The 26,418-nt window shown below is 69.3% G+C and carries 24 protein-coding genes and 1 riboswitch; of the genes, 12 read left to right on the top strand and 12 right to left on the bottom strand.

Annotated elements, in window-relative coordinates:
• The first annotated feature begins 2 nt into the window (after positions 1-2).
• Complete coding sequence (locus M5E06_RS29930) at positions 3-1,124, top strand: cobalt-precorrin-5B (C(1))-methyltransferase (RefSeq protein WP_252141484.1); 1,122 nt, start codon at positions 3-5, stop codon at positions 1,122-1,124.
• Here M5E06_RS29930 and cobM read toward each other — a convergent pair.
• The 3 genes from cobM to cbiE are packed head-to-tail and all read right to left on the bottom strand — an operon-like array spanning position 1,103 to position 3,530.
• Entirely contained in the window at positions 1,103-1,864 is a 762-nt protein-coding gene (cobM, locus tag M5E06_RS29935; RefSeq protein ID WP_252141359.1) for a precorrin-4 C(11)-methyltransferase, read from the bottom strand. The genes M5E06_RS29930 and cobM overlap by 22 nt on opposite strands.
• Positions 1,861-2,304, bottom strand: coding sequence for a cobalamin biosynthesis protein (locus M5E06_RS29940; RefSeq protein WP_252141360.1), 444 nt, complete (start codon positions 2,302-2,304; stop codon positions 1,861-1,863). The genes cobM and M5E06_RS29940 overlap by 4 nt, the downstream gene beginning before the upstream one ends.
• The gene (cbiE, locus tag M5E06_RS29945) at positions 2,292-3,530 is read right to left on the bottom strand and encodes a precorrin-6y C5,15-methyltransferase (decarboxylating) subunit CbiE (protein WP_252141485.1); all 1,239 of its coding nucleotides are present in this window, start codon (positions 3,528-3,530) and stop codon (positions 2,292-2,294) included. Before cbiE ends, M5E06_RS29940 begins: the two co-directional genes overlap by 13 nt.
• Positions 3,531-3,570: 40 nt before the next feature.
• Between cbiE and M5E06_RS29950 the strand changes: the two genes are divergently transcribed.
• A complete protein-coding gene (locus tag M5E06_RS29950; RefSeq protein ID WP_252141361.1) occupies positions 3,571-4,326 on the top strand; it encodes a cobalt-precorrin-6A reductase in 756 nt (251 codons plus the stop codon).
• Positions 4,327-4,550: 224 nt separating this feature from the next.
• On the opposite strand, the gene cobJ is transcribed toward M5E06_RS29950, so the two are convergent.
• The 8 genes from cobJ to M5E06_RS29990 all read right to left on the bottom strand — a co-directional run bounded on the left by cobJ (position 4,551) and on the right by M5E06_RS29990 (position 13,679).
• Positions 4,551-5,309, bottom strand: a complete 759-nt coding sequence (gene cobJ, locus M5E06_RS29955; RefSeq protein ID WP_252141362.1) for a precorrin-3B C(17)-methyltransferase — start codon at positions 5,307-5,309, stop codon at positions 4,551-4,553.
• Positions 5,306-6,049 carry a precorrin-2 C(20)-methyltransferase gene (locus M5E06_RS29960; RefSeq protein WP_252141363.1) on the bottom strand — a complete coding sequence of 248 codons (744 nt, stop codon included), beginning with the start codon at positions 6,047-6,049 and terminating at the stop codon, positions 5,306-5,308. The genes cobJ and M5E06_RS29960 overlap by 4 nt, the downstream gene beginning before the upstream one ends.
• Positions 6,046-6,684, bottom strand: coding sequence for a precorrin-8X methylmutase (locus M5E06_RS29965; protein ID WP_252141364.1), 639 nt, complete (start codon positions 6,682-6,684; stop codon positions 6,046-6,048). The genes M5E06_RS29960 and M5E06_RS29965 overlap by 4 nt, the downstream gene beginning before the upstream one ends.
• Entirely contained in the window at positions 6,677-8,080 is a 1,404-nt protein-coding gene (gene cobG / locus M5E06_RS29970; RefSeq protein ID WP_252141365.1) for a precorrin-3B synthase, read from the bottom strand. The genes M5E06_RS29965 and cobG overlap by 8 nt, the downstream gene beginning before the upstream one ends.
• Positions 8,077-11,469, bottom strand: coding sequence for a cobaltochelatase subunit CobN (gene cobN / locus M5E06_RS29975; protein ID WP_252141366.1), 3,393 nt, complete (start codon positions 11,467-11,469; stop codon positions 8,077-8,079). Before cobN ends, cobG begins: the two co-directional genes overlap by 4 nt.
• A 169-nt stretch (positions 11,470-11,638) precedes the next feature.
• A complete protein-coding gene (gene cobW / locus M5E06_RS29980; RefSeq protein WP_252141367.1) occupies positions 11,639-12,700 on the bottom strand; it encodes a cobalamin biosynthesis protein CobW in 1,062 nt (353 codons plus the stop codon).
• A gap of 12 nt (positions 12,701-12,712) precedes the next feature.
• On the bottom strand, positions 12,713-13,480 hold the full coding sequence (locus tag M5E06_RS29985) for a CbtA family protein (RefSeq protein ID WP_252141368.1): 768 nt from the start codon (positions 13,478-13,480) through the stop codon (positions 12,713-12,715).
• 10 nt (positions 13,481-13,490) lie between these two features.
• Positions 13,491-13,679, bottom strand: coding sequence for a CbtB domain-containing protein (locus tag M5E06_RS29990; protein ID WP_149198646.1), 189 nt, complete (start codon positions 13,677-13,679; stop codon positions 13,491-13,493).
• Between the two features lie 44 nt (positions 13,680-13,723).
• A riboswitch (cobalamin riboswitch) is annotated at positions 13,724-13,947 on the bottom strand.
• Positions 13,948-14,291: 344 nt separating this feature from the next.
• Here M5E06_RS29990 and M5E06_RS29995 point away from each other — a divergent pair.
• The 8 genes from M5E06_RS29995 (at position 14,292) to M5E06_RS30030 (ending at position 22,881) form a co-directional block, all read left to right on the top strand.
• Positions 14,292-15,059, top strand: coding sequence for an ABC transporter ATP-binding protein (locus tag M5E06_RS29995; protein ID WP_252141369.1), 768 nt, complete (start codon positions 14,292-14,294; stop codon positions 15,057-15,059).
• Positions 15,052-15,774 carry an ABC transporter ATP-binding protein gene (locus M5E06_RS30000; RefSeq protein ID WP_252141370.1) on the top strand — a complete coding sequence of 241 codons (723 nt, stop codon included), beginning with the start codon at positions 15,052-15,054 and terminating at the stop codon, positions 15,772-15,774. Before M5E06_RS29995 ends, M5E06_RS30000 begins: the two co-directional genes overlap by 8 nt.
• A 176-nt stretch (positions 15,775-15,950) precedes the next feature.
• Positions 15,951-17,159, top strand: a complete 1,209-nt coding sequence (locus M5E06_RS30005) for an ABC transporter substrate-binding protein (RefSeq protein ID WP_109155331.1) — start codon at positions 15,951-15,953, stop codon at positions 17,157-17,159.
• A gap of 259 nt (positions 17,160-17,418) precedes the next feature.
• A complete protein-coding gene (locus M5E06_RS30010) occupies positions 17,419-18,306 on the top strand; it encodes a branched-chain amino acid ABC transporter permease (protein WP_109155329.1) in 888 nt (295 codons plus the stop codon).
• Positions 18,307-18,367: 61 nt separating this feature from the next.
• Positions 18,368-19,279, top strand: coding sequence for a branched-chain amino acid ABC transporter permease (locus M5E06_RS30015; protein ID WP_252141486.1), 912 nt, complete (start codon positions 18,368-18,370; stop codon positions 19,277-19,279).
• A gap of 377 nt (positions 19,280-19,656) precedes the next feature.
• Positions 19,657-21,072: a sigma-54 interaction domain-containing protein gene (locus tag M5E06_RS30020; RefSeq protein WP_252141371.1), complete on the top strand. Its 1,416-nt coding sequence runs from the start codon at positions 19,657-19,659 to the stop codon at positions 21,070-21,072.
• Positions 21,073-21,184: 112 nt separating this feature from the next.
• Entirely contained in the window at positions 21,185-21,997 is an 813-nt protein-coding gene (locus M5E06_RS30025) for an IclR family transcriptional regulator (RefSeq protein WP_109155040.1), read from the top strand.
• 221 nt (positions 21,998-22,218) lie between these two features.
• Positions 22,219-22,881, top strand: coding sequence for a DedA family protein (locus M5E06_RS30030; RefSeq protein ID WP_109155039.1), 663 nt, complete (start codon positions 22,219-22,221; stop codon positions 22,879-22,881).
• Positions 22,882-22,889: 8 nt separating this feature from the next.
• Here the strand turns inward: M5E06_RS30030 and M5E06_RS30035 are convergent, their stop codons facing one another.
• Positions 22,890-23,528 (bottom strand): LysE family translocator, encoded by a 639-nt coding sequence (locus tag M5E06_RS30035; protein ID WP_252141372.1) that lies wholly within the window; start codon positions 23,526-23,528, stop codon positions 22,890-22,892.
• A 231-nt stretch (positions 23,529-23,759) separates the two neighbouring features.
• Between M5E06_RS30035 and M5E06_RS30040 the strand changes: the two genes are divergently transcribed.
• Both M5E06_RS30040 and M5E06_RS30045 read left to right on the top strand, forming a co-directional pair.
• A complete protein-coding gene (locus M5E06_RS30040) occupies positions 23,760-24,746 on the top strand; it encodes a BMP family lipoprotein (protein ID WP_252141373.1) in 987 nt (328 codons plus the stop codon).
• A gap of 14 nt (positions 24,747-24,760) precedes the next feature.
• Positions 24,761-26,293 carry an ABC transporter ATP-binding protein gene (locus M5E06_RS30045; RefSeq protein ID WP_252141374.1) on the top strand — a complete coding sequence of 511 codons (1,533 nt, stop codon included), beginning with the start codon at positions 24,761-24,763 and terminating at the stop codon, positions 26,291-26,293.
• Positions 26,294-26,418: the final 125 nt, after the last annotated feature.

Raw genomic sequence — 26,418 nt, forward strand, 5'->3', positions numbered from 1 at the left:
GCATGCCGGAGCATGCTACACCCTTGCGCCGTGGCTGGACGACGGGAACCTGCGCCACCGCCGCGGCGCGGGCGGCGGCAGAGGCTCTGTTCGGCGGGGAGTTCCCCGACCCGGTGACCGTGACCCTGCCCGGCGGCCAGACTCCGGCCTTCGCCTTGGCGGTGACGGAACGGGGGGAGGGGGCGGACAGCTCCCCAGGCGGACCCTGGGCCATGGCAGGCGTGGTCAAGGATGCCGGCGACGATCCCGACGTGACCCATGGCGCGCTGGTGCGGGCGCGGGTGTGGCGCGGGGCGCCCGGTAGCGGCGTGACGTTCCGCGCCGGCGCCGGCGTCGGCACCGTGACGCTGCCCGGCCTGCCGTTGGCCGTCGGCGAGCCGGCGATCAACCCGGTGCCGCGCCGCATGATCGCGCAGGCGGTGGGGGAGGCGGCGAAGGAGGCCGGCCAGCCCGCGGACTTGGTCGTCGAAGTTGGGGTGGAGAATGGGGAACAGCTCGCCAAGCGCACCATGAACGGGCGCCTCGGCATTCTCGGCGGGCTGTCGATCCTGGGGACGACGGGGATCGTCGTGCCCTATTCCTGCGCGGCCTGGATCGCCTCGATCCAGCGCGGCGTCGACGTGGCGCGAGCCGCCGGGCTGACCCATGTCGCGGCCTGCACCGGCGATCTGTCGGAAAAGGCGGTGGTCGCGCGCTATGGCCTGTCGGAACAGGCGCTGATCGACATGGGCGACTTCGTCGGCGGCACTCTGAAGTACCTGCGCCGACACCCCATCCCGCGCCTGACGCTGTGCGGCGGCTTCGCCAAGTTCGGCAAGCTGGCGCGCGGGCTGATGGATTTGCACAGCAAACGGAACAGCGTCGACTTCGAGTGGCTGGCCGATCGTTTGGCGGATCTCGGCGCCGGGCCGGACCTGATCGCGCAGGCGCGCGGCGCCAACACGGCGGCGCAGGTGCTGGGCATTGCGGATGCCGCCGGCCTGCGGCTGGCCGATCATGTGGCCGAACTGGCCCGCCGCGCCGCGCAGGATGTGCTGGAGGATGCGCCGGTCGCGGTCGAGGTTCTGGTCACAGACCGCCAGGGGCGGATCGTCGGAAGTGCTCACTCCCCCAGCCCCCGGTAACGGCGCACATGGCTACCGTCATACAGCGCACTGCAGCGGAACTCCTCATGGCCCAGCGCCGGGCCGACCAGGATCAGCGCGGTGCGTTCCATCGGTGAGGCCGCGACCTGCGCCGCGATGTCGGCCAGCGTGCCGCGCAGCACCCGCTCGTCCGGCCATGTCGCGCGGTAGACCACCGCGGCCGGGCAATCGGCGCCGTAGAGCGGGGTCAGCCGCTCCACCACCCGCTCGATGACGTGGATCGACAGGTGGATCGCCAGCGTGGCGCCCGACGCGCCCAGCACCTCCAGCGTCTCGTTGGCGGGCATGGCCGAGGCGCGCCCCTCGGTGCGGGTCAGGATCAGCGTCTGGCTGACCTCCGGTAGGGTCAACTCCCGCCCCAACGCCGCCGACGCGGCGGCGAAGGCCGGCACGCCGGGGGTGATGGTGTAGGGGATGTCCAACTCCCGCAGCGCGCGGGTCTGCTCGCCCAGCGCGCTGTAGACCGACAGGTCGCCGGAATGCAGCCGGGCCACGTCATGGCCGGCGGCGTGGGCGGCCTGGAACTCGGCGACGATCTCCTCCAGCGTCAGCGGGGCGGTGTCGATGATCCGCGCATCGGCGGGCGCGTGGGCGATGATCTCCTTCGGAACCAGCGATCCGGCATAGAGGCAGACCGGGCACCGTGCGATCAGGTCACGGCCGCGCAGGGTCAGCAGGTCGGGAGCGCCCGGTCCGGCACCGATGAAATGGACGGTCATGAACGGGTCTCCAATAGGGCGACGGCAGGCAAGGCGAGCGCCACGGTGGCGCGGGGGGTGGAGCGGCGCGGCAGCAGCAGGCGCGAACCCGGCCCGGCGGCGGCCAGCGCCGCGGCCTCCGCGACCGAGGCCAGCCCGACGGCGGCCAGCACGGTGGCGGAGCGGGTGTGGACGCGGTCCTGCGCGGCCAGCATCGCATCCTCATCGATGAAGCACAGCGGCAGGCCGAGGGCGCGGGCGGCTTCCGCCAATCCGGCTTCGTCGGCCTTCATCGCCGGGGCGGCCAATGCAGCCAACTGGCGCGCGGCGTCGGGCAGGGCCGCTTCGTCGAAGGCGGCGGCAACCAGACCGGCGATCTCCTCCCAGCCGCAGCCGCGGCGGCAGCCGAGACCGACGAAGACCGGGCCGAACAACAGGGCATCCGATGTCAGGCGGTCCATGTGCCCTCCGCATACGGCTTTTCCGCCCGCCACAGCGTGACCGGCATGGCGGCGCGCCAGCCGCGGAAGCCGCCGACCGCTGAGGCACGGGCCACCGAAATCTGGGTCAGTTCGCCGCCCAAACGCTTGTGCGCGTCGATCAGCACCGCCTCGCTTTCCAGCGTCACCGCATTGGCGGCGATCCGGCCGCCGGGAGGCAGGGCGTCCCAGCAGGCCGCCAGCACGCCATCCGCGGTCAGCCCGCCGCCGATGAAGATGGCGTCCGGCCGCTCCAGCCCCTCCAGCGCCGCCGGGGCCTTGCCCCGCGCCAGTTGCAGGCCCGGAACGCCGAGGTTGGCGGCGTTGGCGAGGATGCGGGCGATGCGCTCCGGGTGGTGCTCGACGGCGATGGCGCGGTTGGCGGGGTCGCGCAGCATCCATTCGATGCCGATGGAGCCCGACCCGGCACCGACATCCCACAGCAGCTCGCCCCGGCGCGGCGCCAGGAAGGACAGGGTGACGGCGCGCACCTCACGCTTGGTGATCTGGCCGTCATGCTCGAACCAGTCGTCGGGCAGGCCGGGGGCAAGCGGCAGGACACGGGCGCCGGGGGCGGGGGCGCAGTCCAGCGCGATGGTGTTGAGGTCGGCGACCCGCTCTGCGCTCCAGGCATCGGCGGTGGCCTCCAGCCGGTTCTCGCGCGGGCCGCCCATCGCCTCCAGCACGGTCAGGCGCGAGGCGCCGAAACCACGGGCGCGCAGCAGGGCGGCGAGCTTGGCCGGAGTCGTTCCGTCCCAGGAAAGAAGCAGCAGCTTGGTGTTCGGTTGCAGATGCGGAACGACCTGCTCAAGCGGCCGGCCGTGAACGGTCAGGCAGCGGCAGTCCTGCAAGGCCCAGCCCAGGCGGGAGGCGGCGAGGCTGAAGGCGGAAGCGGCCGCGATCACCGTCGTTTCCGCAGGCGGAACGAGCCGCGACAGCGTTGCGCCCACCCCGTACCAGGAGGGATCGCCGCTCGCCAGCACACAGACCCGCTGCCCACGCCGCGCAATCAGGCCGGGGAAGGCTTCGGTGATCGGCGACGGCCAGGGCAACCGTTCCTGTCCCGCAACGACCGGCACGAGATCGAGGTGGCGGTTGCCGCCATAGAGGATGGCCGCGCTTTCCACCGCCGCGCGGGCGGCGGGCGACAAACCGTCCCAGCCATCCTCACCGATGCCGACGATGCTGAGCCAGCGGGCCGTTCCCATGCTATCCATGGCGCCGATCCTGACGGGTGGGGAGGGGGAAATGGTCAAGGCGCTGATGGTCAAAGTACTGATCCTGGGCGGCACGACGGAGGCGACGGCCTTGGCCAAGCGGCTGGCCGGCCATCCGCGCATCGACGCCCGCGTGTCTCTGGCCGGCCGCACGAAGAACCCGGTGCTGCCGCCGCTGCCGACCCGCATCGGCGGCTTCGGCGGGGTGGAGGGCTTGGCCAATTACCTGCGCGCCGAGGGCATCAAGGCGGTGATCGACGCGACGCATCCCTTCGCGGACCAGATCTCCGCCAATGCCGCCGCGGCCTGCACGCGGGTCGGTGTGCCTCTGCGTGTGCTGACCCGGCCGGCCTGGGTGGCGGGGCCGGGCGACCGCTGGATCGGGGTGCCGGACATGCACGCGGCGGCTCTTGCCTTGCGCGACCTGGGCGACGCCGTGTTCCTGACCATCGGCCGGCAGGAGGTCGCGGCCTTCGAGGCGATGCCGGACAAGCGTTACCTGATCCGCGCGGTGGACCCGCCGGAGCCGATGCCGGCGCTGCCGCGCATGAGTCTGATCCTCGACCGTGGGCCGTTCACCGTGGAGGGCGAACTGGCGCTGATGCGCGGGGAGCGGATTGAGGTGGTGGTGAGCAAGAACAGCGGCGGCCGGGCGACCGACGCGAAGCTGGAGGCCGCGCGGGAGTTGGGCCTGCCAGTGGTGATGGTGGAGCGGCCGGCCGGCAACGGCGTGGCGGAACTGCACGACGTGGATGCTGCGGTGAGGTGGCTGGAGGGGGTGGGCTGACACTCTCCCCCGCGATATCCCCCTCTCCCCCCCGCTTTCGCGCAAATGAAGTTTGCGCTGTCGCGGCAGGCGGACCGGAGGTCCGCTGAGAGCGGGGAGAGGGTCGGGGTGAGGGGGATGCATTGCGTGACTTCCCGAGAATCCACGCCGCGCGGCCCCCTCACCCAGCCCTCTCCCCGGGGGGGAGAGGGTTACTCGCTGCGGGTTGGTCGTCACACCCATCCTCACCCCCGATAATGCCGGGGCGTGTAAACCCAGCGCCCGCCATCCGCCCGTGCCACGAACCGCGTGTGCGAGGCGCCGATGATGACCAGCGTGCGCATGTCCGCCTGCTCCGCCCGCACCTCGCCAAGCGTGGTCACCGTCAATTCCTCATCATGGCGGCCGACGGCGCGGCCCAGCACGATGGGGGTCTCAGGCGCGCGGATGTCGCGCAGGGCGTCGAAGGCGGCGCCCAGCTGCCAGGGTCGGGCGCGGGAGATCGGGTTGTAAAGCGCGATGACGAAATCCGCCTCCGCCGCCAGACGCAGGCGCTTCAGCACCACCTCCCACGGCTTCAGATTGTCGGACAACGAAATGGCGCAGAAATCATGCCCCAGCGGCGCCCCGGCCCGCGCGGCTGCCGCCTGCATGGCCGAAACGCCGGGATCGACCGAGAGATGCACCGCATGCCACGCCTCTGGGGCGGCCGGATCGTCCAGCGCTTCGAAGATCGCGGCGGCCATGGCGAAGATGCCGGGATCGCCGCCCGACACCACCGCCACCCGCCGGCCCTGCGCCGCCAGATCGAGCGCGAAGCGGGCGCGATCCAGCTCCACCCGGTTGTCGGAGGCGTGGCGCACCTGATTGCCCGGCGGCACACGCTCGACATAGGGGAAATAGCCGACGAGGTCGGTCGCCTCGGCCAGATCGCGCCGCGCCTCCGGCGTCAGCCAGTCCTCGGGGCCGGGGCCCAATCCCACGACTTTAAGCCAACCGGTCATCCGCGCTTGCCCTCGCCCGGAATGACGATCTGGGAGAAGTAGGGAGCGACGTCCGGCGCCTCCAGGAAGGGCATGAAGCGCTGTTCCTCCATGCTGGCGCGCTCCACATACCACGCCCGTTCGGCCAGCCCGGCGGCGGCGATGGCGCGGCGGACCTTGGGCAGGTTCTGGCCCAGCTTCATCACCACACAGGCATCGGCGGCGGTCAGGGCGCGGACCAGCGACTCCTCGTCCAGCGTGCCGGGGATCACCGACAGCACATCGTCGCGCAGCATCAGCGGGCGCGGCAGCAGCGAGGCGCTGCACACCATGCTGGTGACGCCGGGAATGACCTCCGTCGCGAACCGGCCGGACAGCCGCAGAAACAGATGCATGAAGGAGCCGTAGAAGAACGGATCCCCCTCGTTCAGCGCGGCGACCGAACGCCCGGCGGCAAGATGCTCCGCGATACGCTCGGCTGACTCGTCGAAGAAGGCTTCGATCTGACGGCCGTAGTCCGGATGGGTGGGCGGCAGCTCCACCGTCACCGGATAGACCATCGGCAGCTCGATCTGGTCGGCGGTGATGGCCTGATCGGCGATGCGGCGGGCTTGGCCGCGGGTGCCACGCTTGCAGAAATAGGCGACCACCGGGCAGGCGCCGATGGTGCGCACCGCCTTCAGCGTCATCAGCTCCGGATCGCCGGGGCCGACGCCGACGCCGAACAGGGTGCCGGGGGTGAGGGAGGTCTCGCTGCTCATTCCACGTCGCTCGCCAGGGCGTTGACGGCGGCGGCGGCCATGGCGCTGCCGCCGCGCCGGCCGCGGATCGCCAGATAAGGGACACCGAAGGGGTTCTCGGCCAACGCTTCCTTGCTTTCCATCGCGCCGACGAAGCCGACCGGGAAGCCCAGGATCGCCGCCGGCTTGGGCGCGCCAGCCGCCAGCAGTTCCAGCAGGTAGAACAGCGCGGTCGGCGCGTTGCCGATGGCGACCACCGATCCGCCCAGCCGGTCACCCCACAGGTCCAGCGCCGCGGCGGAACGGGTGTTGCCGATGGCCTTCGCCAGATCGGGCACGGCGGGGTCGCGCAGGGTGCAGACCACCGCGTTATCGGCCGGCAGGCGGGCGCGGGTCACGCCATGGGCGACCATCTCGCTGTCGCACAGGATCGGCGCACCGGATCGCAGGGCGGCACGGGCGGCACTGCCGACATCGGCGGAGAACAGCAGATCCTGGGCCGCATCGACCATGCCGCAGGCGTGGATGACGCGCACCGCCACCGGCTTCAGGTCGTCGGGGATGGCGAACAGGTCGGCCTCGGCCCGGATGGTGGCGAAGGACTGGCGGTAGATGGCCGCTCCGTCGCGGATGTAGTCGTAGAGCGGCTCAGGCACCGGTGGACTCCTCGGTCAACAGATCCGCGACGCGGGCCACGGCGTCGGCGGGGGACAGGCCGGTGTGCCCCTGCATATGTCGGGACTCGTCACCGGGTTTGGCGTTCAGGGCGACGTCATACACGCCGTCGCGGGCGGTCAGGGTGACATCGGCGATGGCGGGATGGGCGCAGCCCTTGGCGCAGCCCGACACATGCACCATTCGGACATGGTCCAGCAAGGGGCCTGCGCGCTCGGCGATGGCGAGCGCGGTCGCATGGGTGTCGGTCGTGCCGACATCGCAGCCGCCGGCTCCGCTGCAGGCGGTCAGCTTCAGCCGGCGGTCGGTGTGGGACAGGATGGCGCCGTGGGCTTTGGCGATGCATTCGGCTTCGGCGGAGGGAGCGACGAGGAGCAGGGCGCGCCAGGGGGTGACGCGGATTTCGGCGCAGGTGGAGGCGAGGGCCGAGAGGGTGTCGGCGGTCAGGCGGCCGAAGGGGAAGGCCGTCACCATTGCCGGGGCTTGCTCCTTCTCCCCCCCGTGGAGAAGGGTGGGATGAGGGGGTTCGGCAGAGTCGAAGAGATCCATGAGGTGCGACACTTGCCCCCACCCTGACCCTCCCCCGCTCTCAGCGGACCTACGGTCCGCCTGCCGCGTCAGCACAAAGCAAAGCTTTGTGCGAGAGCTGGGCGGGGGAGGGGACATCTTGGAGGTGAGGCGCTTGCCAATTTCATCGGTGCCTATTGCCGCAACCAATCCAGCCATGCGGCGCGGCGGCTCCGGCAACGACGCACGCAACTCCAGAAAGGCGCGGCCCAGCGCCGACGCCACGTCCGCCACTTCCTCCACTTGGCAAAGCCCCAGCGGCGCGGCCTTCGTCAGCGTGCCGCCCAAGGATACCCGGAAGCGTTCCGCGTCCACCGCGTCGAAGCGTACGTCCGTGCTGCTGTCCGCCAGATGGCCGATCCCGCCGCCACAGACCAGCCAGCCGAATTTCGGCGGTAGGCCGTGCAGAGCCGTGTCCTCCGCCAGCCGTGCGTCGAGCGTACGCGCCACCGCCCGTACGTCCATCAGCGCCGCAGGGTCCAGCCCGGCGGTGGGGGAGCACAGCACATTGCGCACCGCCTCGCTCGCTGCATCGCTGGAGACGTAGCCCATCCCGCGCAGGGCCTCGGTCACCGGCTCCAGCCCGTCGTCGGCGATGCCGCGGAGCTGCAGGTTGCCGCGCTGGCTGAGATCGATCAGACCGTTGCCGTAACGATCGCCCAAATCCGCGATGCGGCGGGCATGCTCGGCGGGCAGCATGCCGGCGGGGACGCGGACGCGCAGCAGAAACCCGTCGCCGACCTGCATCGGCGCCAGCACGCCGGGGCAGGTGCCGCGGCGTCTGGGCTGGTTGGCGACAGGGTTGGTCATGCGGCGGTCTCCCGGAGGCGCCGCAGATCCTCCGCGGTGGAATTGCGGCGGGGATGCCACAGGCCGCGGTCGAGCGCCTCGCTCATGCGCGCCAGAATGTGCCGGGCGGCGGCAGGATTGGCATGCGACAGGAAGTCCCATACCTCCGCATCCTCGACGTACGCGTCATACAGCTGGTCGAAATGGGCAGGACGTACGGCGTCGGTGGTGGCGGCGAAGGCGAACAGCGTGTCGACGCCGGCCGCCAACTCCGCCGCCCCGCGATAGCCATGACGCATCATGCCCTGGATCCAGCGCGGGTTGGCGGCCCGGCCGCGCAGGGTACGGGCGATCTCCTCCGCCAGCGTGCGGACGGCGAGCTTTTCCGGATCGGCGCTGTCGAGATGATAGAGCGCCGGTTCGGAGTCCTCCAGCGCGGCGGCGGCGGCGAAACCGCCCTCGAACTGCATGAAGCCGTCGGTGGACAGCACGTCATGCTCGCGTTGGTCCTGGTGGTGGACAAGCGCGTCGGCGCCGCCCACCCGACGGCGGAACAGGGCGGGCAGGGGGACGCCCTCCAGCCCGGCGCCATAGGCGTGGCAGCCGCCCTCCAGATAGGCGGCGCCGAAATCGGCCCGCGCCGTCCAGTCGCCGCGCGCGATCATGCCGGACAGCGCCGTGCCGTAGATTCCGGGCGCGGCGCCGAAGATGCGGGCGGTGGCCCAGCGGCGGGCATCTTCCGCAGCGGTGCCGGATGCTGCGAGGCGCTGCTCCTCGGCCCGTGCGGTGGCGGCCAGCGGGTTGGTATCGTCGGGTTCATCCAGCCCGGCGACAGCGCGCACCGCCTGATCGAACAGGGCGATCTGCTGCGGGAAGACGTCGCGGAACAGGCCGGAAATACGCAGGGTCACATCCACCCGCGGCCGGCCGAGCACGCCGGCCGGCATGATCTCGTACCCCGTGACGCGGCCGGAGCCGTTCTCCCAGATCGGGCGGACGCCCAGCAGGGCCAGCGCCTGGGCCAACTCGTCGCCGCCGGTGCGCATGGCCGGGGTACCCCAGCAATCCACCACCAGCCGGCGCGGCCAGTCGCCATGGTCCTGAAGATAGCGGGTGATGAGTGCATCCGCCGCCTGCCAGCCCAGCGTCCAGGCGGTCGGCGTCGGCACCCCGCGCGGGTCGAGCGCATAAAGGTTGCGGCCGGTCGGCAGCGTATCCGCCCGCCCGCGCGCCGGCGAGCCGCCGGGGCCGGGACGAACGAAACGCCCGTCCAGCCCGTCGAGCAGCGCCCGCATTTCCGCCTCGCCGCAGGCATCGACGGCAGTGGCGACCATGGCCGGATCGGCGGAGCGGGCGACGGCGGCGGTCAGGCGGTCGCGGCGCTCGCCGGTCGGGCTTTGGCCGAAGACATGCAGGCCATCGCGGATCTGCAACTCCTTGATGTCGCAGAGATGGGCGTCCAGCCGCGACAGGATGGCGTCGGGGTCGTCGTCGGGGCGCAGGTTGCAGTCGGCGGCGACACCGGACTTCCAGGCGAGGTCGAGGATCGTCTCGCGCAGCATGCCCAGTCGCCGCGGGTCGAGCCCGGTCGCCTGCGAATACTCGTCGATGGCGGTTTCCAGCGCGGCGAGCTCGCCATAGAGGCCGGATTCCACTGGCGGCGGCGTCAGGTGGCCGATCAGCACCGCGCCCAGGCGGCGGCGGGCCTGCACGCCCTCGCCGGGATTGTTGACGATGAAGGGATAGAGGGTCGGCAGGGCACCGCCGACGATCTCCGGCCAGCAGTCGGCCGACAGCGCCACCGCCTTGCCCGGCAGCCATTCCAGCGTGCCGTGGGCGCCGACCTGCACCAGGGCATGGATGCCGATGACATGGCGCAGCCACAGATGGAAGGCGAAATAGCCGTGGCTGGGGGGCGTATCGGGATCGTGGTGCTGGGCGGTGGTCAGGGCACCGTGGCCGCGGCTGGGCTGCACCGCCACCACGGCATTGCCGCAGGGAAGAACGCGGAAGGCGAAGGCGCCGTCGCGCCAAGCGGGATCGGCGGCGGGTTCGCCCCAGGTCGCGGCGATGCGGGCGCGTAGCTCCGGCGGGGCGAGGCGCTCGTACTCGGCCAGCGACAGGGTCGGGGTGGGCGTGGTGGTGAGGGCCGCCATCAGCTCCGCACCGCTGTCTGGAATCGCGGACAGGCTGTAGCCCTTGGCGGACAGGTGGTGGAGCATCGCCACGGTGCTGGCCGGACTGTCGAGGCCCACCGCATGGCCGATGCCGCCGCCGGGACCGGGATAGTCGGACAGCACCAGCGCCAGCCGCCGCTCCGCCCGCGGGGTGCGGGACAGGCGGACCCAGCTTGCCGCGAGGTCGGCGGTGAAGGCCACCCGGTCGGGAATCGGGCGCAGGACGGGCGCGGCGAATTGCAGATCGGGGTCGGGGTCGCCCGCCGTCTTGAAGGCGATGGCGCGGGCGATGATGCGGCCGTCCATCTCCGGCAGCACGACGTTCATCGCGAGGTCGGATGGCCCGAGACCGCGCGTGGAGGCCTGCCAGCCGGCTTCCGGCGTGGTGGAGAGGATGGCTTGCAGGACCGGGCTGCCGTTGGCCTCCAGCGGCGAGCCGTCGTCGCGCGCCGCCGAGAAGGCGGTGGTGTTGACGACCACGGCGGTGTTCTGCGCGGTCAGGCTGGCCCGCATCCAGGCGGCGCAGTCCGGCTCCTTCAGGCTGGCGACGAACAGCGGGCGGGGGCTGAGGCCGCGCTCGGCCAAGGCGTCGCACAGCGCATGGACCGGGGCGAGGTCGCCAGCCAGTAGGTGGGAGCGGTAGAAGACAACTGCGGCGACGGGAGCGTCGGCGGGGATGGCACCGCTCCAGCCGTCATAGGCGCCGAAACGCGGGACCGGGGCGGGGTCGTCATGGGGCAGGGGCTTGCCGGCCAGCGTCGCGGCGCAGGCCAGCAGATGGGCCATGTTGGCCGGGCCGCCCTCGGTAAAGTAGCGCCAGAGACGGTCGGCGGCGTCTGGCGGGACCGTGCCGTAGGCGGTGAGGTTCGGGTCGGGCTGCGCCTCGCCGGGCAGGACGGCCAGCGGGATGTTGCGCTCGCGGCAGAGGGCGGCGAGGCGGTCGAGGCCGTAGCGCCAATAGCCGCTGCCGCCGAGCAGGCGCAGGACCACCAGTTTCGCCTTGGCAACGATGGTGTCGGCGTAGAGATCGACCGACAGGGGGTGACCGAGCCGGTTGAGGTTGGCGAGCCGAAGGCTGGGCAGCCGGTCGCGTGCCGAGCGCCACGCAGTGGCGAGCGCGGTCAGGTCGCTGTCGGAAAAGGACAGCATGACGAGGTCGGCCGGAGTCTGCCCCAGATCTTCCGCCTGGGGGCCGGCGTCCAGTTCGTCCTGGCGGGCGGCGAGCAGGTGCATGGTTTGACGTCCAGGGGCGTTGGCCCCCTCCCTCCCACGGCTACGCCGCGGGTCCCTCCCCCCCCCGCTTCGCGGGAGGGGGGAAGATTTGCTAAGCGGCGGGAGTTCCCTCTCCCACCGTAGGTGGGGGAGGGTTAGGGAGGGGGCAAACGCCGCGATACCCTACCCCTTACCCAACAACTGCCCTGGTCACCGCATCGCGGTCCAGCCCGGTCTCGCCGATCACCACCAGACGGCTGCGGCGCTCCTCGCCGGGCTTCCACAGGCGGTCGTAGTGGGTCTGGATGCGGGTGCCGACGCCCTGGACCAGCAGGCGCATCGGCTTGCCGGGCACGTCGATGAAGCCCTTCAGGCGCAAAACACCATGCAGGCCGGCGACCTGTTCCAGCGTCATCGCCAGACGGGCGGGGTCGGGCTGCGACGGCAGCTCCACCACGAAGCTGGTAAAGTCGTCGTGGTCGTGACCCTCTTCGTCATCATGGTGGCTGGGACGGTTGACGAGGTCGTCCTCCACCGCCGCACCGACGCCGAGCAGGACCAGCGGATCGACGGCGCCCTGCGACGCGCGGACCAGCTTGGCGTCGCGGCCGACCGTGTGGTTGAGGGCGCCGCGGATCAGTTCCTCGACACGGGCAAGGTCGCCGGCGGCGACCAGATCGGTCTTGTTGACGACGATCAGGTCGGCGCAGAGCAGTTGGTCCTCGAACACCTCTTCGATCGGCGTCTCGTGATCGACGGTGCCGGCGGCGTCGCGCTGGGCCTCCAGCGCCGCGGGATCGGGGGCGAAACGGCCCTCCGCCGCGGCGGCGGCGTCGACCACGGCGATGACGCCGTCGACCGTGACCCGCGTCTTGATCGCCGGCCAGTGGAAGGCCTGGACCAGCGGCTTCGGCAGGGCGAGGCCGCTGGTTTCGATCACGATGTGCTCGGGCGGTTCCGGCCGGGCCAGCAGCTTCTCGATGGCCGGGACGAAGTCGTCGGCCACGGTGCAGCACAGGCAGCCGTTCGCCAGTTCGATCACGTCGTCTTCGGTGCAGGTCGGGTTGCCGCAGGCGCGCAGGATGTCGCCGTCGATGCCGACATCGCCGAACTCGTTGATGATCAGCGCCAGCCGGCGACCATCGGCCTTCTCCAGCAGGCCACGGATCAGCGTGGTCTTGCCGGCGCCGAGGAAGCCGGTGATGACGGTCGCCGGGACTTTGCCGGCGGCCGTTTTCGCAAGTGCGGACATGGGATTGTTTCCTTAACGCGCGCCGGGTTGGACCCGCAGGGCCGGGCGGGACTCGGTCTCGCGGACCAGACCGCTCATCAGCCAGCCGCAGGTGGCACCCAGGATCGCCCAGAACAGGGCGGCCCCGCCGAGAGAGGCGGTGACGAAGCGGGCGGCCAGTTCCGGCGGAACCGCACCTTCGGCGCTTTCCGGATGGGGGGCGCCGATCAGATGGGGCAGGGCGGCAGCCAGGATGGCGGCGGCGATGACCAGACGGTTGCGGGCGAAGGCGAGCGCGGTCATGCCGACGCCGGCCCCGGCGGCGGCGGACAGCCACCAGAGCTGGCGCAGCTCAAGCTCCGCCCCGGCCAGGCCCGGCAGTTCCGGTGCCAAGCCGAAGGAAGGCGCCAGCGAGACGGCGACGAAGCCGCCCATTCCCCACACCAGCCCGCGCCGCGCATCGACCGGCCGGCCGGCCAGCAGGATCGCGGCACCCAGCAGCAGCGCATAGGCGACGCCGGTCAGCAGGTTGGCGACGATGGTCAGGCCGATGCGCTGCATCGCCTCGTCCAGCGTGGTCGGCACCCCTTCGCCGATCTCGCGCACTGCGCCGTGCTGGTGCGACGGCGCAGGCGCGCCGGCAGGCGCCGCCGAGATCGCAGGAGGCGGGGTGACCACCTCATACTTCTCGGCTTCGAGGATCAGCGGGACGGTCGTCGCCTGCTGAACGACGGACGCGGCCGTGCCGGAGAGCACGCCCGCGACCAGGGCGGCTGTGAACAGCCGCCGGATCAGATCCATGACCCGCCGCTTAGTGGCAGGGGAACGCGAAGGAGTGACGGGCATCGTGGGCCGCGTCGTGGATCTGCTGCGGCTGGGCGAAGCCGACGCCGTACAGCAGGAAGCTGCCGAGCAGGATCGCGGCAAAGGCGGCGACCGCGGTCTGGGCGGCGCTGCGGGTCGCGGAACCGGCGGCGGTGTTCATCGAACGGGTGGTCATCGAAGACATCCTTGCTCTCCCGCCACACCCGGCGGGGTTGGGAAAGGTTGGTACGTCCGCCGGCAGGTTTCCTGGCTCGCGGGTCGCCGCATCGCCGTCCGCCTTCCCGGCCCGTTGAGGGCCAGTGGCATGATGGACGGGATGCTCGCCGCTTACAGTTGCGGGGGCAGCCGCGGCATTGGCGCTTCCAAAGAAGCTCCGCACCGCATTCCCTATTATCCCCGCCGCCCGTCAGGACGGGCAGGGCACCGTCGGACGGCCACCATCGCAGTGCCGCGCGCGTTTGGCAAGCCCACAATAAGGCGTCTGCCGCACGGACGGTCTTGCGTACCGACATTTTGGATGCTGTCATGTTTGGCGGACAGAGTGTCCGGAAATCCGACACTTTCCGGTGCTAAGGTGAGCCAGTGGATGGAGGGTGCTGCAGCAAAACCGGCGGAGAAACAACGGGGCCGACGGCCCGACCGAAGCGAACCCGGCCGTGGCACGCTTTGTGCGTACAACAATCGGTGAAACGTCCCGCCGCATGGCGGCCCCGACATGCGTTGTCGGAAATAAGCCCTGGGCTTGGAGCCCGGACATAAGGACGAATGGGAGGAGAATTCGCGACCGATGAACGCCGCACCGAACGACGACATCATCCTGGAAGCGCGCAACCTGACGAAGGAGTTCAAGGGGTTCGTGGCGGTGAAGGAGGTGAACCTGCAAGTGAAGCGGGGCACCATCCACGCGCTGATCGGCCCGAACGGCGCCGGCAAGAGCACGGTGTTCAACCTGCTGACCAAGTTCCTGACGCCCACGCGCGGCCAGATCCTCTACAAGGGCCGCGACATCACCCGCACCAAGCCGGCCGACATCGCGCTGATGGGGCTGGTCCGCTCCTTCCAGATCTCGGCCGTCTTCCCGCACCTCAGCGTGCTGGAGAATGTCCGCGTCGCCTTGCAGAGGCCGCTCGGCACCAGCTTCCATTTCTGGAAGTCCGAATCGTCGCTCTACGACCTGCACGACCGGGCGCTAGAGCTGATCGAGGCGGTGAACCTCACCCCCTGGGCCGGCCACACCGCCGCCGAGCTGCCCTATGGCCGCAAGCGCGCGCTGGAGATCGCCACCACCCTGGCGCTCGACCCGGAGGTGATGCTGCTCGACGAGCCGCTGGCCGGCATGGGCCATGAAGACATCGAAGGCACGGCGGCTCTCATCAAGCGCGTCGCCGCCGACCGCACCGTGCTGATGGTGGAACACAATTTGTCGGTGGTCGCCCACCTGTCGGACACCATCACCGTTCTGCGCCGCGGCGAGATCCTGGCGGAGGGGCCGTACGAGGTCGTCTCCAAGAACCCGCAGGTGATGGAAGCTTATATGGGGACCGGACATGCCTGACGGCGCGATGACCAAGACTGCCATGCTGGAGATCGCCGACCTGCACGGCTACTACGGCGAAAGCCATGTGCTGCACGGCGTCAGCCTGGAGGTGAGGCAGGGCGAAGTGGTGACGCTGCTGGGCCGCAACGGCGCCGGCAAGACCTCGACCATGCGCGCCATCATGGGGATCATGGGCAAGCGCACCGGCTCCATCCGCTTCCAGGGCACCGAGCTGATCGGCATGGCCCAGCACAAGATCCCGCGCCTTGGCATCGGCTATGTGCCGGAGGAGCGCGGCATCTTCTCCAGCCTCAGCGTCGACGAGAACCTGACACTGCCGCCGGTGGTGAAGGACGGCGGGATGACGGTGCCGCAGATCTACGACCTGTTCCCCAACCTGAAGGGCCGCGGCTCGACGCAAGGAACACGCCTGTCGGGCGGCGAGCAGCAGATGCTGGCGATCGCCCGCATCCTGCGCACCGGCGCCACCCTGATCCTGCTGGACGAGCCGACCGAGGGCTTGGCCCCGGTCATCATCGAGCAGATCGGCGTCGCGGTGCGGGCGCTTAAGGCGCGCGGCTTCACCATCGTGCTGGTGGAGCAGAACTTCCGCTTCGCCGCCACCATCGCCGACCGCCATTACGTGATGGAAGAGGGCCATGTGGTGGACATGATCCCCAACGACCAGCTCGACGCCAACATGGACAAGCTCCACACCTATCTCGGCGTGTAGGCCGTCCAGCCATCCGGCATCGCCTGCCGATATCACCGGCACGAACGCCGTCCCGCTCCCTTCGAAGGCGGGACGGCGGATCGCCGGATTTTGCCCGATTACCTGCTCCGGACACGGCCACAGGGACCCGCAATGGGAACCGGCCGACAATAAAACCAAGAGGGAGAGACCTTCTGATGCGCACGCTTCTTCTCGCCGGCACCGCCCTGCTGACGCTCGCCGGGACCGCGATCCCGGCCTCGGCACAGGTGTCGGACAACGTCATCCGCATCGGCGTGCTGAACGACCGTTCCGGCATCTACGCCGATCTCGCCGGCGAGGGCTCTGCCATCGCCGCCCGGATGGCGGCGGAGGAGTTCGGCAACAAGGTCGCCGGCGCCCCGGTCGAGATCGTCGTCGCCGACCACCAAAACAAGGCCGACATCGCCGCGTCCAAGGCTCGCGAGTGGGTGGACACCGGCGGCGTCGACGCCATCGCCGACGTGCCGAACTCCGCCGCCGCGCTGGCGGTGCAGGGCATCACCAAGGACAAGAAGCGCATCTTCCTGATGTCCGGTCCGGGCGCCACCGCGCTGAGCGGCGCTCAGTGCAGCCCCTACGGCTTCCAGTGGACCTACGACAACTACGCCATGGCCGCCGGCACCGGCCGCGCCCTGTACGAGCAGGGCAAGAAGAAGTGGTTCTTCGTGACCGCCGACTACGCCTTCGGCCAGTCGCTGGAGGAGGAGACCACCAAGATGGTGAAGTCGCTGGGCGGCACCATCGTCGGGTCGGTGCGCCATCCGCTCGGCACCTCCGACTTCTCATCCTTCCTGCTGCAGGCGCAGGGCTCGGGCGCCGATGTGATCGGGCTGGCGAATGCCGGCGGCGACACCGTCAACGCCGTCAAGCAGGCGGCAGAGTTCGGCATCACCCAGGCGGGCCAGAGCCTGGCCGGCCTGCTGATGTTCATTTCCGACGTGAATGCGCTGGGCCTGCAGTCGGCGCAGGGGCTGATGCTGACCACCGGCTTCTACTGGGACATGGACGACCAGACCCGCGAATGGTCGAAGAAGTTCGAGGCCAAGGCCGGCAAGAAGCCGACCATGGTGCAGGCCGGCGTCTATTCGGCGGTGAAGCATTACCTGAAGGCGGTCGAGGCGGCGAAGACCGACGACGCCGACAAGGTCGCCGCCAAGATGCGCGAGCTGCCGGTCGAGGACATGTTCGCCAAGAAGGGCAAGGTCGCCGCCAACGGCCGCATGTTCCACGACATGTATCTGGCCCAGGTGAAGACCCCGGCCGAATCGAAGGGGGCCTGGGACTATTACAAGATCGTGAAGACCATCCCGGCCGACACCGCCTTCATGGACCCGAAGCAGAGCGGCTGCCCGCTGGTGAAGTGAGGGGGAGGCGGGCGCCTTGCCCCCTCCCTAACCCTCCCCCGCTCTCAGCGGACCTACGGTCCGCCTGTCGCGTCAGCACAAAGCGAGGCTTTGTGCGAGAGCTTCGAGGGAGAGGGGACTGCCGCCGCTTCGGCAATCACGCCTCGCTGACAAGCATCCTACCCCCTCTCCCGCGAAGCGGGGGAGGGATGGGGAGGGGGCCTGCGAAGCAACAACCAAAAACCAAGAACAACACCAACGAACCGGGAGAAATGCGGAGATGGTCAGCCTGCTGGGAATCCCGCCCCAAGTGCTGTTCGGGCAGCTTCTGCTCGGCCTGATCAATGGTTCCTTCTATGCGCTGCTCAGCCTTGGGCTGGCGGTGATCTTCGGCATGTTGAATGTCATCAACTTCGCCCATGGCGCCCTCTACATGGTCGGTGCCTTCGTGGCGTGGCTGCTGCTGACCTATGCCGGCATCGGCTATTGGGGGGCGCTGCTGGTGGCGCCGGTCGTCGTCGGGCTGCTTGGCATCGCGCTGGAAAAGACGATGCTGTCGCGGCTCTACAAGCTGGACCATCTCTATGGGCTTCTGCTGACCTTCGGGCTGGCGCTGATCCTGGAGGGGGCGTTCCGCCATCAGTACGGCGTCTCCGGCCAGCCCTATCCGATTCCAGCAGCCCTTCAGGGCGGGCAGAATTTGGGCTTCATGTTCCTGCCCAACTATCGCGGCTGGGTCGTCGTCGCCTCGCTGGTCATCTGCTTCGGCACCTGGTTCGCCATCGAGCGGACGAAGCTGGGCGCCTATCTGCGCGCGGCGACGGAAAACCCGACGCTGGTGCAGGCCTTCGGCATCAATGTGCCGGTGATGGTGTCGCTGACCTACGGCTTCGGCGTGGCGCTGGCCGGTCTGGCCGGCGTGCTGGCGGCGCCGATCTATCAGGTGTCGCCGCTGATGGGGACCAACCTGATCATCATCGTCTTCGCCGTGGTGGTGATCGGCGGCATGGGCTCCATCCTGGGCGCCATCGTCACCGGCCTCGGGCTGGGGCTGTTGGAGGGGTTGACCAAGGTCTTCTATCCCGAAGCGTCCAACATCGTCGTGTTCGTCGTGATGGCGATCGTCCTTCTCATCAAGCCCGCGGGCCTCTTCGGACGGGAGCGTTGATCCAATGACCGTCGCCAGCAATTCCACCCGCGTCGCGGTTCGAGGTCCGGCCATCGGCACGATGCTGATCGCCGCCGTCCTGCTGCTGCTCGCGCTTGCGGCACCCTTCGTGCTGTATCCCGTCTTTCTGATGAAGGTGCTGTGCTTCGCGCTGTTCGCCTGCGCCTTCAACCTGCTGATCGGCTTCGCCGGCTTGCTCAGCTTCGGCCATGCCGCCTTCTTCGGCGGGGCGGCCTACATCGCCGCCCACACGGTAAAGGAATGGGGCTGGGCGCCGGAGTTCGGACTGCTCGCCGCCACCGTGGTGGCCGGGCTGCTGGGGCTGATCTTCGGCCTGATCGCCATCCGCCGGCAGGGCATCTATTTCGCCATGATCACGCTGGCGCTGAGCCAGATGGTGTTCTTCCTGGCGCTGCAGCTGCCCTTCACCCATGGCGAGGACGGCATCCAGGGCGTGCCGCGCGGCCTGCTGTTCGGGCTGTTCGACCTCAGCCAGCCGCTGACCATGTACTATGCCGTGCTGGCGATCTTCGTCGCCGGCTTCGCCCTGATCTGGCGCACGGTGCATTCGCCCTTCGGCCAGGTGCTGAAGGCGATCCGCGAGAACGAGCCGCGCGCGGTGTCGCTCGGCTACCGCACCGACCGCTACAAGCTGGTGGCCTTCGTGCTGTCGGCCTCGCTGGCCGGGCTCGCCGGCGGAACCAAGGCGCTGGTGTTCCAGCTCGCCAGCCTGACCGACGTGACGTGGCAGATGTCGGGCGAGGTGGTGCTGATGACGCTCTTGGGCGGCATGGGCACGCTGTTCGGGCCGGTGGTGGGTGCGGGACTGGTGGTGACGCTGGAAAGCTACCTCGCCTCCACCAGCCTGCCGGTGCCGGTGGTGATCGGCTGCATCTTCGTCGTCTGCGTCCTGCTCTTCCGCCGCGGCATCGTCGGCGAGCTGATGGCCCGCCTGCCCAAGCGCGGACATTGAGTCTGCCGTCTTCTCCGTAACTCCCCCAGGGGGGACCGAAAGGTCCCCCTCTTTTTCCCTTTTCCACCCGCCTGGGTTGAGAAACCCAAAAAGAAACAGGGATATGGCGGAGGATGTAGAGAACTCGTCCGGATTGCCTTTTTAAAAAGCGGTCCGAACCGGCACGCGGCAAAGCTTTGATCTGATGAACGGGTGCGGATCGACCCCGCGCACCCGACCGAACCTGCATGCCTTCCCTTTAATCCGACGGATGGGCTACTATGTTGACCTCTGATATTGTTGGCAAATTGCGTTGCAATGCAGCAGGCCCCAAAGCCGGCATCGCAAGAGGCCTCGACACCGGGACGACGAAGATCGGTCCCGTTTGGGAGGGTGACGTGGGCGACACCGTCGATTTCGAAGCGTTGCGCCAGCGGGCGGTGCACTCCCTATTTGAACATCTGGAATCCATGTGCGTCGGCGCCGTCGCCGTCGATCACACTGGCCGCATCGCCTGGATGGACGAGAAGTACAAGGCTCTGCTGGGGGTTCCGGACGATCCGCGCGGCCGGCAGGTGGAGGACGTCATCCCCAACAGCCAGCTGCGCCGTGTGATCGACAGCGGCCAGCCCCAGCCGCTGGACATCATGGAGTTCGACGACCGTTCCTTCGTGGTGACGCGGATGCCGCTGTTCGGCATCGACGGCTCGATCATCGGCGCCATCGGCTTCGTGCTGTTCGACCGCGCCGAATATCTCCGCCCGCTGGTCCGCAAATACGAGAAGATGCAGGAGGAGCTGACCCGCACCCAGCAGGAGCTGGCGCACGAGCGCCGGGCCAAATACTCCTTCTCGCAGTTCCTGGGCGCCAGCGAATCGATCCGTGAGATCAAGCGGCTGGGCCGCCGCGCCGCCCAGATGGACTCGACCGTCCTGCTGCTGGGCGAGACCGGGACGGGCAAGGAGCTGCTGGCCCAGGCCATCCATTCCGCCAGCCCGCGGGCGGCCAAGCCCTTCGTCGGCGTCAATGTCGCCGCCATCCCGGATACCCTGCTGGAGGCGGAGTTCTTCGGCGTCGCCCCCGGCGCCTACACCGGTGCCGACCGCCGCCACCGCGAGGGCAAGTTCCAGCTCGCCAACGGCGGCACCCTGTTCCTCGACGAGATCGGCGACATGCCGCTGCCGGTCCAGGCCAAGCTGCTGCGCGTGCTGCAGGAGCGGGAGATCGAGCCGCTGGGATCCAACAAGGTGGTGCGGGTCGATGTGCGGATCATCGCCGCCACCAGCCGCGACCTGCATGCCCTGGTGCGCGAGAAGCAGTTCCGCGCCGACCTCTATTACCGGCTGAACGTGGTGCCGATCACCCTGCCGCCGCTGCGCGACCGGCCGGAGGACATCGAGAGCATCGCCGACCGCATCCTGGAACAGCTGGCGATCCAGCAGGGCACGCCGCCGCGCGAGCTTCTGGAATCGGCGGTACAGGTGCTGCGCGACTATGACTGGCCCGGCAATGTGCGCGAGCTTTACAACACGCTGGAGCGGGTGGTGGCGCTGACCGATGCACCGATCCTGACGGCGCCGCACATCCGCAGCGTGCTTCCCGGCATGCAGCATCCGGCCGGCGCCTCCTCCTTGCCGCTGGCGGCGGGCGCGCGGCCGTTGCAGGAGGTGCTGCACGCCGCCGAACGCCACGCCATCGCCGCCGCGCTGGAGGAGGCCAACGGGGTGAAGGCGCGGGCGGCGAAGCTGCTGGGCATTTCGCGCGCGTCGCTGTACGAACGCATGGTGACGCTGGGGCTGGGGGCGACGCAGTGATGCGAGCATAGTCCGCCGGGCATAAATTTCGCATCGCGAAACCTTGTTCCATTGACGCGCTGTCCGGCGGCTGGCAGGATCGTCCCGCTATCTTTTGCGGGAGGGACGGGTCATGCGCAGGCGGGAAGAGGCTCTGGTCGCCGACGATCTGGCGGACGACGAGAAGGACCCGCGCTTCGTCACGGCGCTTGCCCGCGGGCTGGAACTGCTGCGCGCCTTCCGCCGCAACGAATCGATGCTCGGCAATCTGGAGCTGGCGCAACGCACCGGCCTGCCCAAGCCGACCGTGTCGCGGCTGACTTACACGCTGGCGAAGCTGGGCTATCTCGCCTACGACCAGAACACCGGCAAGTATCGGCTCGGCACCTCGGTGCTGGCGCTCGGCTATGCCAGCCTGTCGGGCATGGGCATCCGGCAGGTCGCCCGGCCGCTGATGCAGGAACTGGCCGACCAGACCGGCCTTGCCGTGGCGCTGGGCGGGCGCGACCGGCTGAGCATGATCTATCTGGAATGCTGCAAGGCGACCGGGCCGATCACGCTGTCGCTCGACGTCGGCTCCCACATCAAGCTGTCGACCACCGGCATGGGCCGCGCCTATCTGGCCGCCTTGCCCGAGGCGGAGCGCGCGCCGCTGATGGCGAAGCTGGAAGAGCATGAGGGGGAGCGCTGGCCCGAGATCCGCGACGGCATCCTCCAGGCCATCGAGGATTACCGGACGCGCGGCTATTGCCGATCGATCGGCGCCTGGAAGTCGGAAGTGCACGCCGTCGGCGTCCCCTTCGTGCCGCGCGACGGCTCGCAGGTGCTGGCCTTCAACTGCGGCGGGCCGGCCTTCATGGTCGATCTGAAGAAGCTGGAGGAGGAGTTCGCGCCGAAGCTGGTGGCGATGGTCCGGCGGATCGACGCGGCGCTGTTCAATGGGTGAGGCTAAGCGATTTCTCCGGGTGCCCCCTCCCTAACCCTCCCCCGCGTTCCGCGGGAGAGGGAACTGCCGCCGCCTCGCTTAAGGCACCCTCTCCCGCGAAGCGGGGGAGGGATGGGGAGGGGGCATCGAAGCCTACACTTTGGCCGACACGGGAACCGCCCACCACAGCGAACCGTTCTCCCGATACGGGTCAATTCGACCGGTGGGGAAGGACGGACGGAATGGATGGCGGGTTGACGGACTGGCTGGTGCAGGTAATGCACCATCTTCACTATATCGGGATCTTCCTTCTGGTGGCGCTGGCGCGGGTGTTTCCGCCGCTTCCCTCCGAGTCGGTGATCCCGCTGGCCGGGATCGGGGCGGCGACCGGCGAGTTCTCGCTGGTGGGGATCGCCGTCGCCGGCGGGCTCGGTTCGCTGGCCGGGCAGCTGGTTTGGTTCCTGCCGAGCCGCCTGATGGGGCGCGAGCGGCTGGAGGCGTTCCTGAAGAAATACGGCCCCTGGCTGACCATCAACCCGAAGAAGGTGCGGCAGAGCACCGACTGGTTCGCCAAGCGCGGCGGGCTGGCCGTGCTGTTCTCGCAGCCGGTGCCGGGGGTGCGGACGCTGATCTCGATTCCGGCCGGCGCCTGCAGGATGTCGATCCTGAACTATTCGCTGGCGTCGGGCATCGGGTCGGTGCTGTGGACGCTGCTGCTGGCCTGGACCGGCTACATGCTGTCGACTTGGCCCTTCGCCCACCGGCTGGTCGGCTATTTCACCATCGGGCTGCTGGTGGTGCTGGTGGGCCTGTATCTGTGGCGGCTGACCAAGCACCTGCACCTGCTGCGCAAGGGCGGTACGGCCGGGGAAGCGCCGAGCGTCACGCCGTCAGCCGGCTGCTGAACAAGTCTTCAGGCGGTCGCCATCCCGACGATGCCGGTGGCGGCCATGCCCAGCGCCCACAGGCCGAAGACGCCCAGCGCCACGCCGGTGCAGTGGTTCAGCATGGTCAGCCCGCGGTCGGAGATGCGGTGACGCACGGCGGCGACACCCATCGCCAGCGTCATCCACCACAGCGACGACCCGATGAAGACGCCCAGCACCAGGGTCGACGCCTCCAGCCGGTCCAGCGTGCCGCCCAGTCCGAAGCCGGCGAAGATGGCGATGAAGGCCATGATGGTCGCCGGGTTGGTCAGGGTCAGCGACAGGCCGGTCATGAAGCCGGTGAACCAGGATTTGCTGTCGGGGGCGGCCGCGGCCTCGCGCTCCTCCGCTTCGGGATGCTGGCGGAAGGTGCGGACCGCAACCACCAGCAGGAAGATGCCGCCGACCAGCTGGAAGGCGATCTCGTGCCCGCGCAGGAAGCTGAGCGCCGCCGACACGCCGAAGGCGGCGATGGCGCCATAGAAGGTGTCGGCCACCGCGGCGCCGAACCCGGTGAAGAAGCCCATCAGGGGCCCATGCTGCAGGGTGCGGCGGATGCACAGCAGACCGATCGGCCCGACGGGTGCGGCGATGGCGAATCCGAGAACGATTCCCTGCAAAAGCACCCAGACTTCGTCCACCGAGCGTCGCCCCCCAATTCCCGTGGCCGGTCGTACCGGTTTCTCGCGACCAGTTCGTCGCAAAGACCATCGGCGGGGGTGATAAACGCCCCCGCCCCTGCCGTCAACCGGGGGCGCCGCGATTCGCTGCACCGCTTCGTCCGCTTTCCCTGTTGTGCGGAATGATGGCGCGGTTATCCTTTGGGTCAAGTTTCCGCAGTCGGGAGTGGGTGGGACATGAAGACGCGTATTCTTGCCGGCATGCTGGCGATGACGGCGATCACGGCGGCCGGCGTTCCGGCGCTGGCCGACGACTTCTCGCCGGCGGTGGTGTTCGACCAGGGCGGCAAGTTCGACAAGTCCTTCAACGAGGCGGCCTTCAACGGCGCCGAGCGGTTCAAGAAAGAGACCGGCACCGCCTACCGCGAGTTCGAGATCACCAACGAGGGCCAGCGCGAGCAGGCGATGCGCACGCTGGTCCGCCGCGGCGCCTCGGTGATCGTCGCCGTCGGCTTCTCGCAGACCGCGGCGGTGGAGAAGGTGGCGAAGGAATCGCCCAAGACCAAGTTCTGCCTGATCGACGACAAGCTGGACGCCCCGAACGTCCAGTCCGTGACCTTCAAGGAGGAGGAGGGATCCTATCTGGTCGGCATGGCGGCGGCGCTGGCCTCGAAGACCGGCAAGGTCGGCTTCGTCGGCGGCATGGACATCCCGCTGATCCGCAACTTCCTGACCGGCTACGAGCAGGGCGTGAAGCATGTCGCGGCGAACGACGAGGTCTTCGTCAACATGACCGGCACCACCCCGGCCGCCTGGAACGACCCCGGCCGCGGGGCGGAGCTGGCCAAGAGCCAGTTCTCGCGCGGGGCCGACGTGGTCTTCGCCGCGGCGGGCGCCACCGGCCTCGGCGTGCTGCAGGCGGCGGCCGATGCCGGCAAACTGTCCATCGGCGTCGACAGCAACCAGAACCATGTCCATCCCGGCAGCGTCCTCACCTCCATGGTCAAGCGGGTGGACGTCGTCGTCTATGACTGCATGAAGGCGGCGAAGGACGGCAGCTGGAAGCCCGGCCACCGCGTCGTCGGGCTGAAGGAGGACGGCGTCGGCTATGCGCTGGACGACAACAACCGCAAGCTGATCACGCCGGAGATGGAAGCGAAGCTGGAAGAGGCGAAGAAGCAGATCATCGCGGGCTCGCTGACGGTCAAGCCGTACCAGCCCTGAGCCCGGATTGCTTGATGACTGAGGGAAGCGCGCCGGTCGCCCTGGAAACGGTGGCGATCAACAAATGGTTCGGCGCCAACCACGCCAACCGCGACGTGTCGCTGTCGGTGCCGGCCGGGACGATCCACGGGGTGATCGGCGAGAACGGCGCCGGCAAGTCGACGATCATGAGCATCGTCTACGGCTATCTGCGCGCCGACAGCGGGGAAATCCGGGTGAACGGCAATCCTGCCGCCATCCGCACCCCGCGCGACGCGCTGGCCGCCGGCATCGGCATGGTTCACCAGCACTTCATGCTGGTCGACCCCTTCAGCGTGCTGGAGAACGTGCTGTTGGGGGCGGAAGGCGGGGTCACCCTGGCGGGCGGCCTTGCCCGCGCACGCACAGAGCTGACCCGGCTGGCTCGCGACTATGGGCTGGAGGTCGATCTCGACAGCCCGGTCGGCGATCTGCCGGTCGGCGCCCAGCAGCGGGTGGAGATCCTGAAGGCGCTCTATCGCGGCGCCGACATCCTGATCCTGGACGAGCCCACCGGCGTGCTGACCCCGCAGGAGGCCGACCATCTGTTCCGCATCCTGCGGGCGCTGCGCCAGCAGGGCAAGACGGTCATCATCATCACCCACAAGCTCCGCGAGATCATGGAGCTGACCGACAACGTCACGGTGATGCGGCGCGGGCAGGTGGTCGCCAACGTCGCCACCCGCGACACCAGCCGGGAGCATCTGGCCGAGTTGATGGTCGGCCGCAAGGTTCTGCTGCGCGTCGACAAGACGCCGGCCAATCCTGGCGCGGAGGTGCTGCGGGTCGAGGGGTTGCGGGTACGCGATCCGTCGGGCGTGGAGCGGGTGAAGGGGGTCGGCCTGTCGGTGCGGGCCGGCGAGATCGTCGGCATCGCCGGTGTGTCCGGCAACGGCCAGTCCGAATTGCTGGAGGCGCTGGCCGGCATGCGGCCCATCGCCGGCGGCTCCGTCCTCCTGCGCGGGGAGGAACTTGCCGGGCGCCCCGACCGCTTCAACGCTCGCGCGCTGCGCGGCCTTGGCGTGGGTCATGTGCCGGAGGATCGGCAGAAGGTCGGCCTCGTCACCAGCTTTTCGGCGGAGGAATGCTCGATCCTGGGGTTTCAGGACGATCCGGCCTGGAACGGACGGGTTCTGATGGACCGGGAGGCCATCGCCGCCGACTGCGCCCGCCGGATGGAGGAGTACGACACCCGCCCGCGCAACGGGTCGCTGGCGGCGGCCAACTTCTCCGGCGGCAACCAGCAGAAGATCGTGCTGGCCCGCGAGATCGAGCGCAACCCCGACCTGCTGCTGGTCGGCCAGCCCACCCGCGGCGTCGACATCGGCGCCATCGAGTTCATCCACCGCCGGCTGGTGGCCCTGCGCGACCAGGGCAAGGCCATCCTGCTGGTGTCGGTGGAACTGGACGAGATCCGCGCGCTGTCCGACCGCATCGTCGTCATGTTCGACGGCCACATCGTCGGCGAGGTGATGCCGGATCAGGCGGACGAAAAGACGCTGGGGCTGATGATGGCGGGGTGCGGGTGAGGGGGGAGGTGCTGTTGCCCCCTCCCCGACCCTCCCCCGCGTTCCGCGGGAGAGGGAGTTAAGTGCCGGTGCAGCGGAGTTCCATCTCCCACCGAAGGTGGGGGAGGGTTAGGGAGGGGGCAAAA

The organism is Azospirillum sp. A1-3 (genome assembly GCF_023806445.1).
Lineage (GTDB): Bacteria > Pseudomonadota > Alphaproteobacteria > Azospirillales > Azospirillaceae > Azospirillum.

Excerpts from the sequence above, each read along its gene's own strand:
- M5E06_RS30025 (WP_109155040.1), top strand. The coding sequence starts at position 21,185 with ATGCGCAGGCGGGAAGAGGCTCTGGTCGCCGACGATCTGGCGGACGAC.
- M5E06_RS30010 (WP_109155329.1), top strand. The coding sequence starts at position 17,419 with ATGGTCAGCCTGCTGGGAATCCCGCCCCAAGTGCTGTTCGGGCAGCTT.
- cobG (WP_252141365.1), bottom strand. The coding sequence starts at position 8,080 with ATGACCAACCCTGTCGCCAACCAGCCCAGACGCCGCGGCACCTGCCCC.
- cobW (WP_252141367.1), bottom strand. The coding sequence starts at position 12,700 with ATGTCCGCACTTGCGAAAACGGCCGCCGGCAAAGTCCCGGCGACCGTC.
- cobN (WP_252141366.1), bottom strand. The coding sequence starts at position 11,469 with ATGCACCTGCTCGCCGCCCGCCAGGACGAACTGGACGCCGGCCCCCAG.
- M5E06_RS29995 (WP_252141369.1), top strand. The coding sequence starts at position 14,292 with ATGAACGCCGCACCGAACGACGACATCATCCTGGAAGCGCGCAACCTG.
- M5E06_RS29990 (WP_149198646.1), bottom strand. The coding sequence starts at position 13,679 with ATGACCACCCGTTCGATGAACACCGCCGCCGGTTCCGCGACCCGCAGC.
- M5E06_RS29930 (WP_252141484.1), top strand. The coding sequence starts at position 3 with ATGCCGGAGCATGCTACACCCTTGCGCCGTGGCTGGACGACGGGAACC.
- M5E06_RS29960 (WP_252141363.1), bottom strand. The coding sequence starts at position 6,049 with ATGAGCAGCGAGACCTCCCTCACCCCCGGCACCCTGTTCGGCGTCGGC.
- M5E06_RS30030 (WP_109155039.1), top strand. The coding sequence starts at position 22,219 with ATGGATGGCGGGTTGACGGACTGGCTGGTGCAGGTAATGCACCATCTT.
- M5E06_RS29940 (WP_252141360.1), bottom strand. The coding sequence starts at position 2,304 with ATGGACCGCCTGACATCGGATGCCCTGTTGTTCGGCCCGGTCTTCGTC.
- M5E06_RS30040 (WP_252141373.1), top strand. The coding sequence starts at position 23,760 with ATGAAGACGCGTATTCTTGCCGGCATGCTGGCGATGACGGCGATCACG.
- M5E06_RS30005 (WP_109155331.1), top strand. The coding sequence starts at position 15,951 with ATGCGCACGCTTCTTCTCGCCGGCACCGCCCTGCTGACGCTCGCCGGG.
- cobM (WP_252141359.1), bottom strand. The coding sequence starts at position 1,864 with ATGACCGTCCATTTCATCGGTGCCGGACCGGGCGCTCCCGACCTGCTG.
- cbiE (WP_252141485.1), bottom strand. The coding sequence starts at position 3,530 with ATGGGAACGGCCCGCTGGCTCAGCATCGTCGGCATCGGTGAGGATGGC.
- M5E06_RS29950 (WP_252141361.1), top strand. The coding sequence starts at position 3,571 with ATGGTCAAGGCGCTGATGGTCAAAGTACTGATCCTGGGCGGCACGACG.
- M5E06_RS30000 (WP_252141370.1), top strand. The coding sequence starts at position 15,052 with ATGCCTGACGGCGCGATGACCAAGACTGCCATGCTGGAGATCGCCGAC.
- cobJ (WP_252141362.1), bottom strand. The coding sequence starts at position 5,309 with ATGACCGGTTGGCTTAAAGTCGTGGGATTGGGCCCCGGCCCCGAGGAC.
- M5E06_RS29985 (WP_252141368.1), bottom strand. The coding sequence starts at position 13,480 with ATGGATCTGATCCGGCGGCTGTTCACAGCCGCCCTGGTCGCGGGCGTG.
- M5E06_RS30015 (WP_252141486.1), top strand. The coding sequence starts at position 18,368 with ATGCTGATCGCCGCCGTCCTGCTGCTGCTCGCGCTTGCGGCACCCTTC.
- M5E06_RS30045 (WP_252141374.1), top strand. The coding sequence starts at position 24,761 with ATGACTGAGGGAAGCGCGCCGGTCGCCCTGGAAACGGTGGCGATCAAC.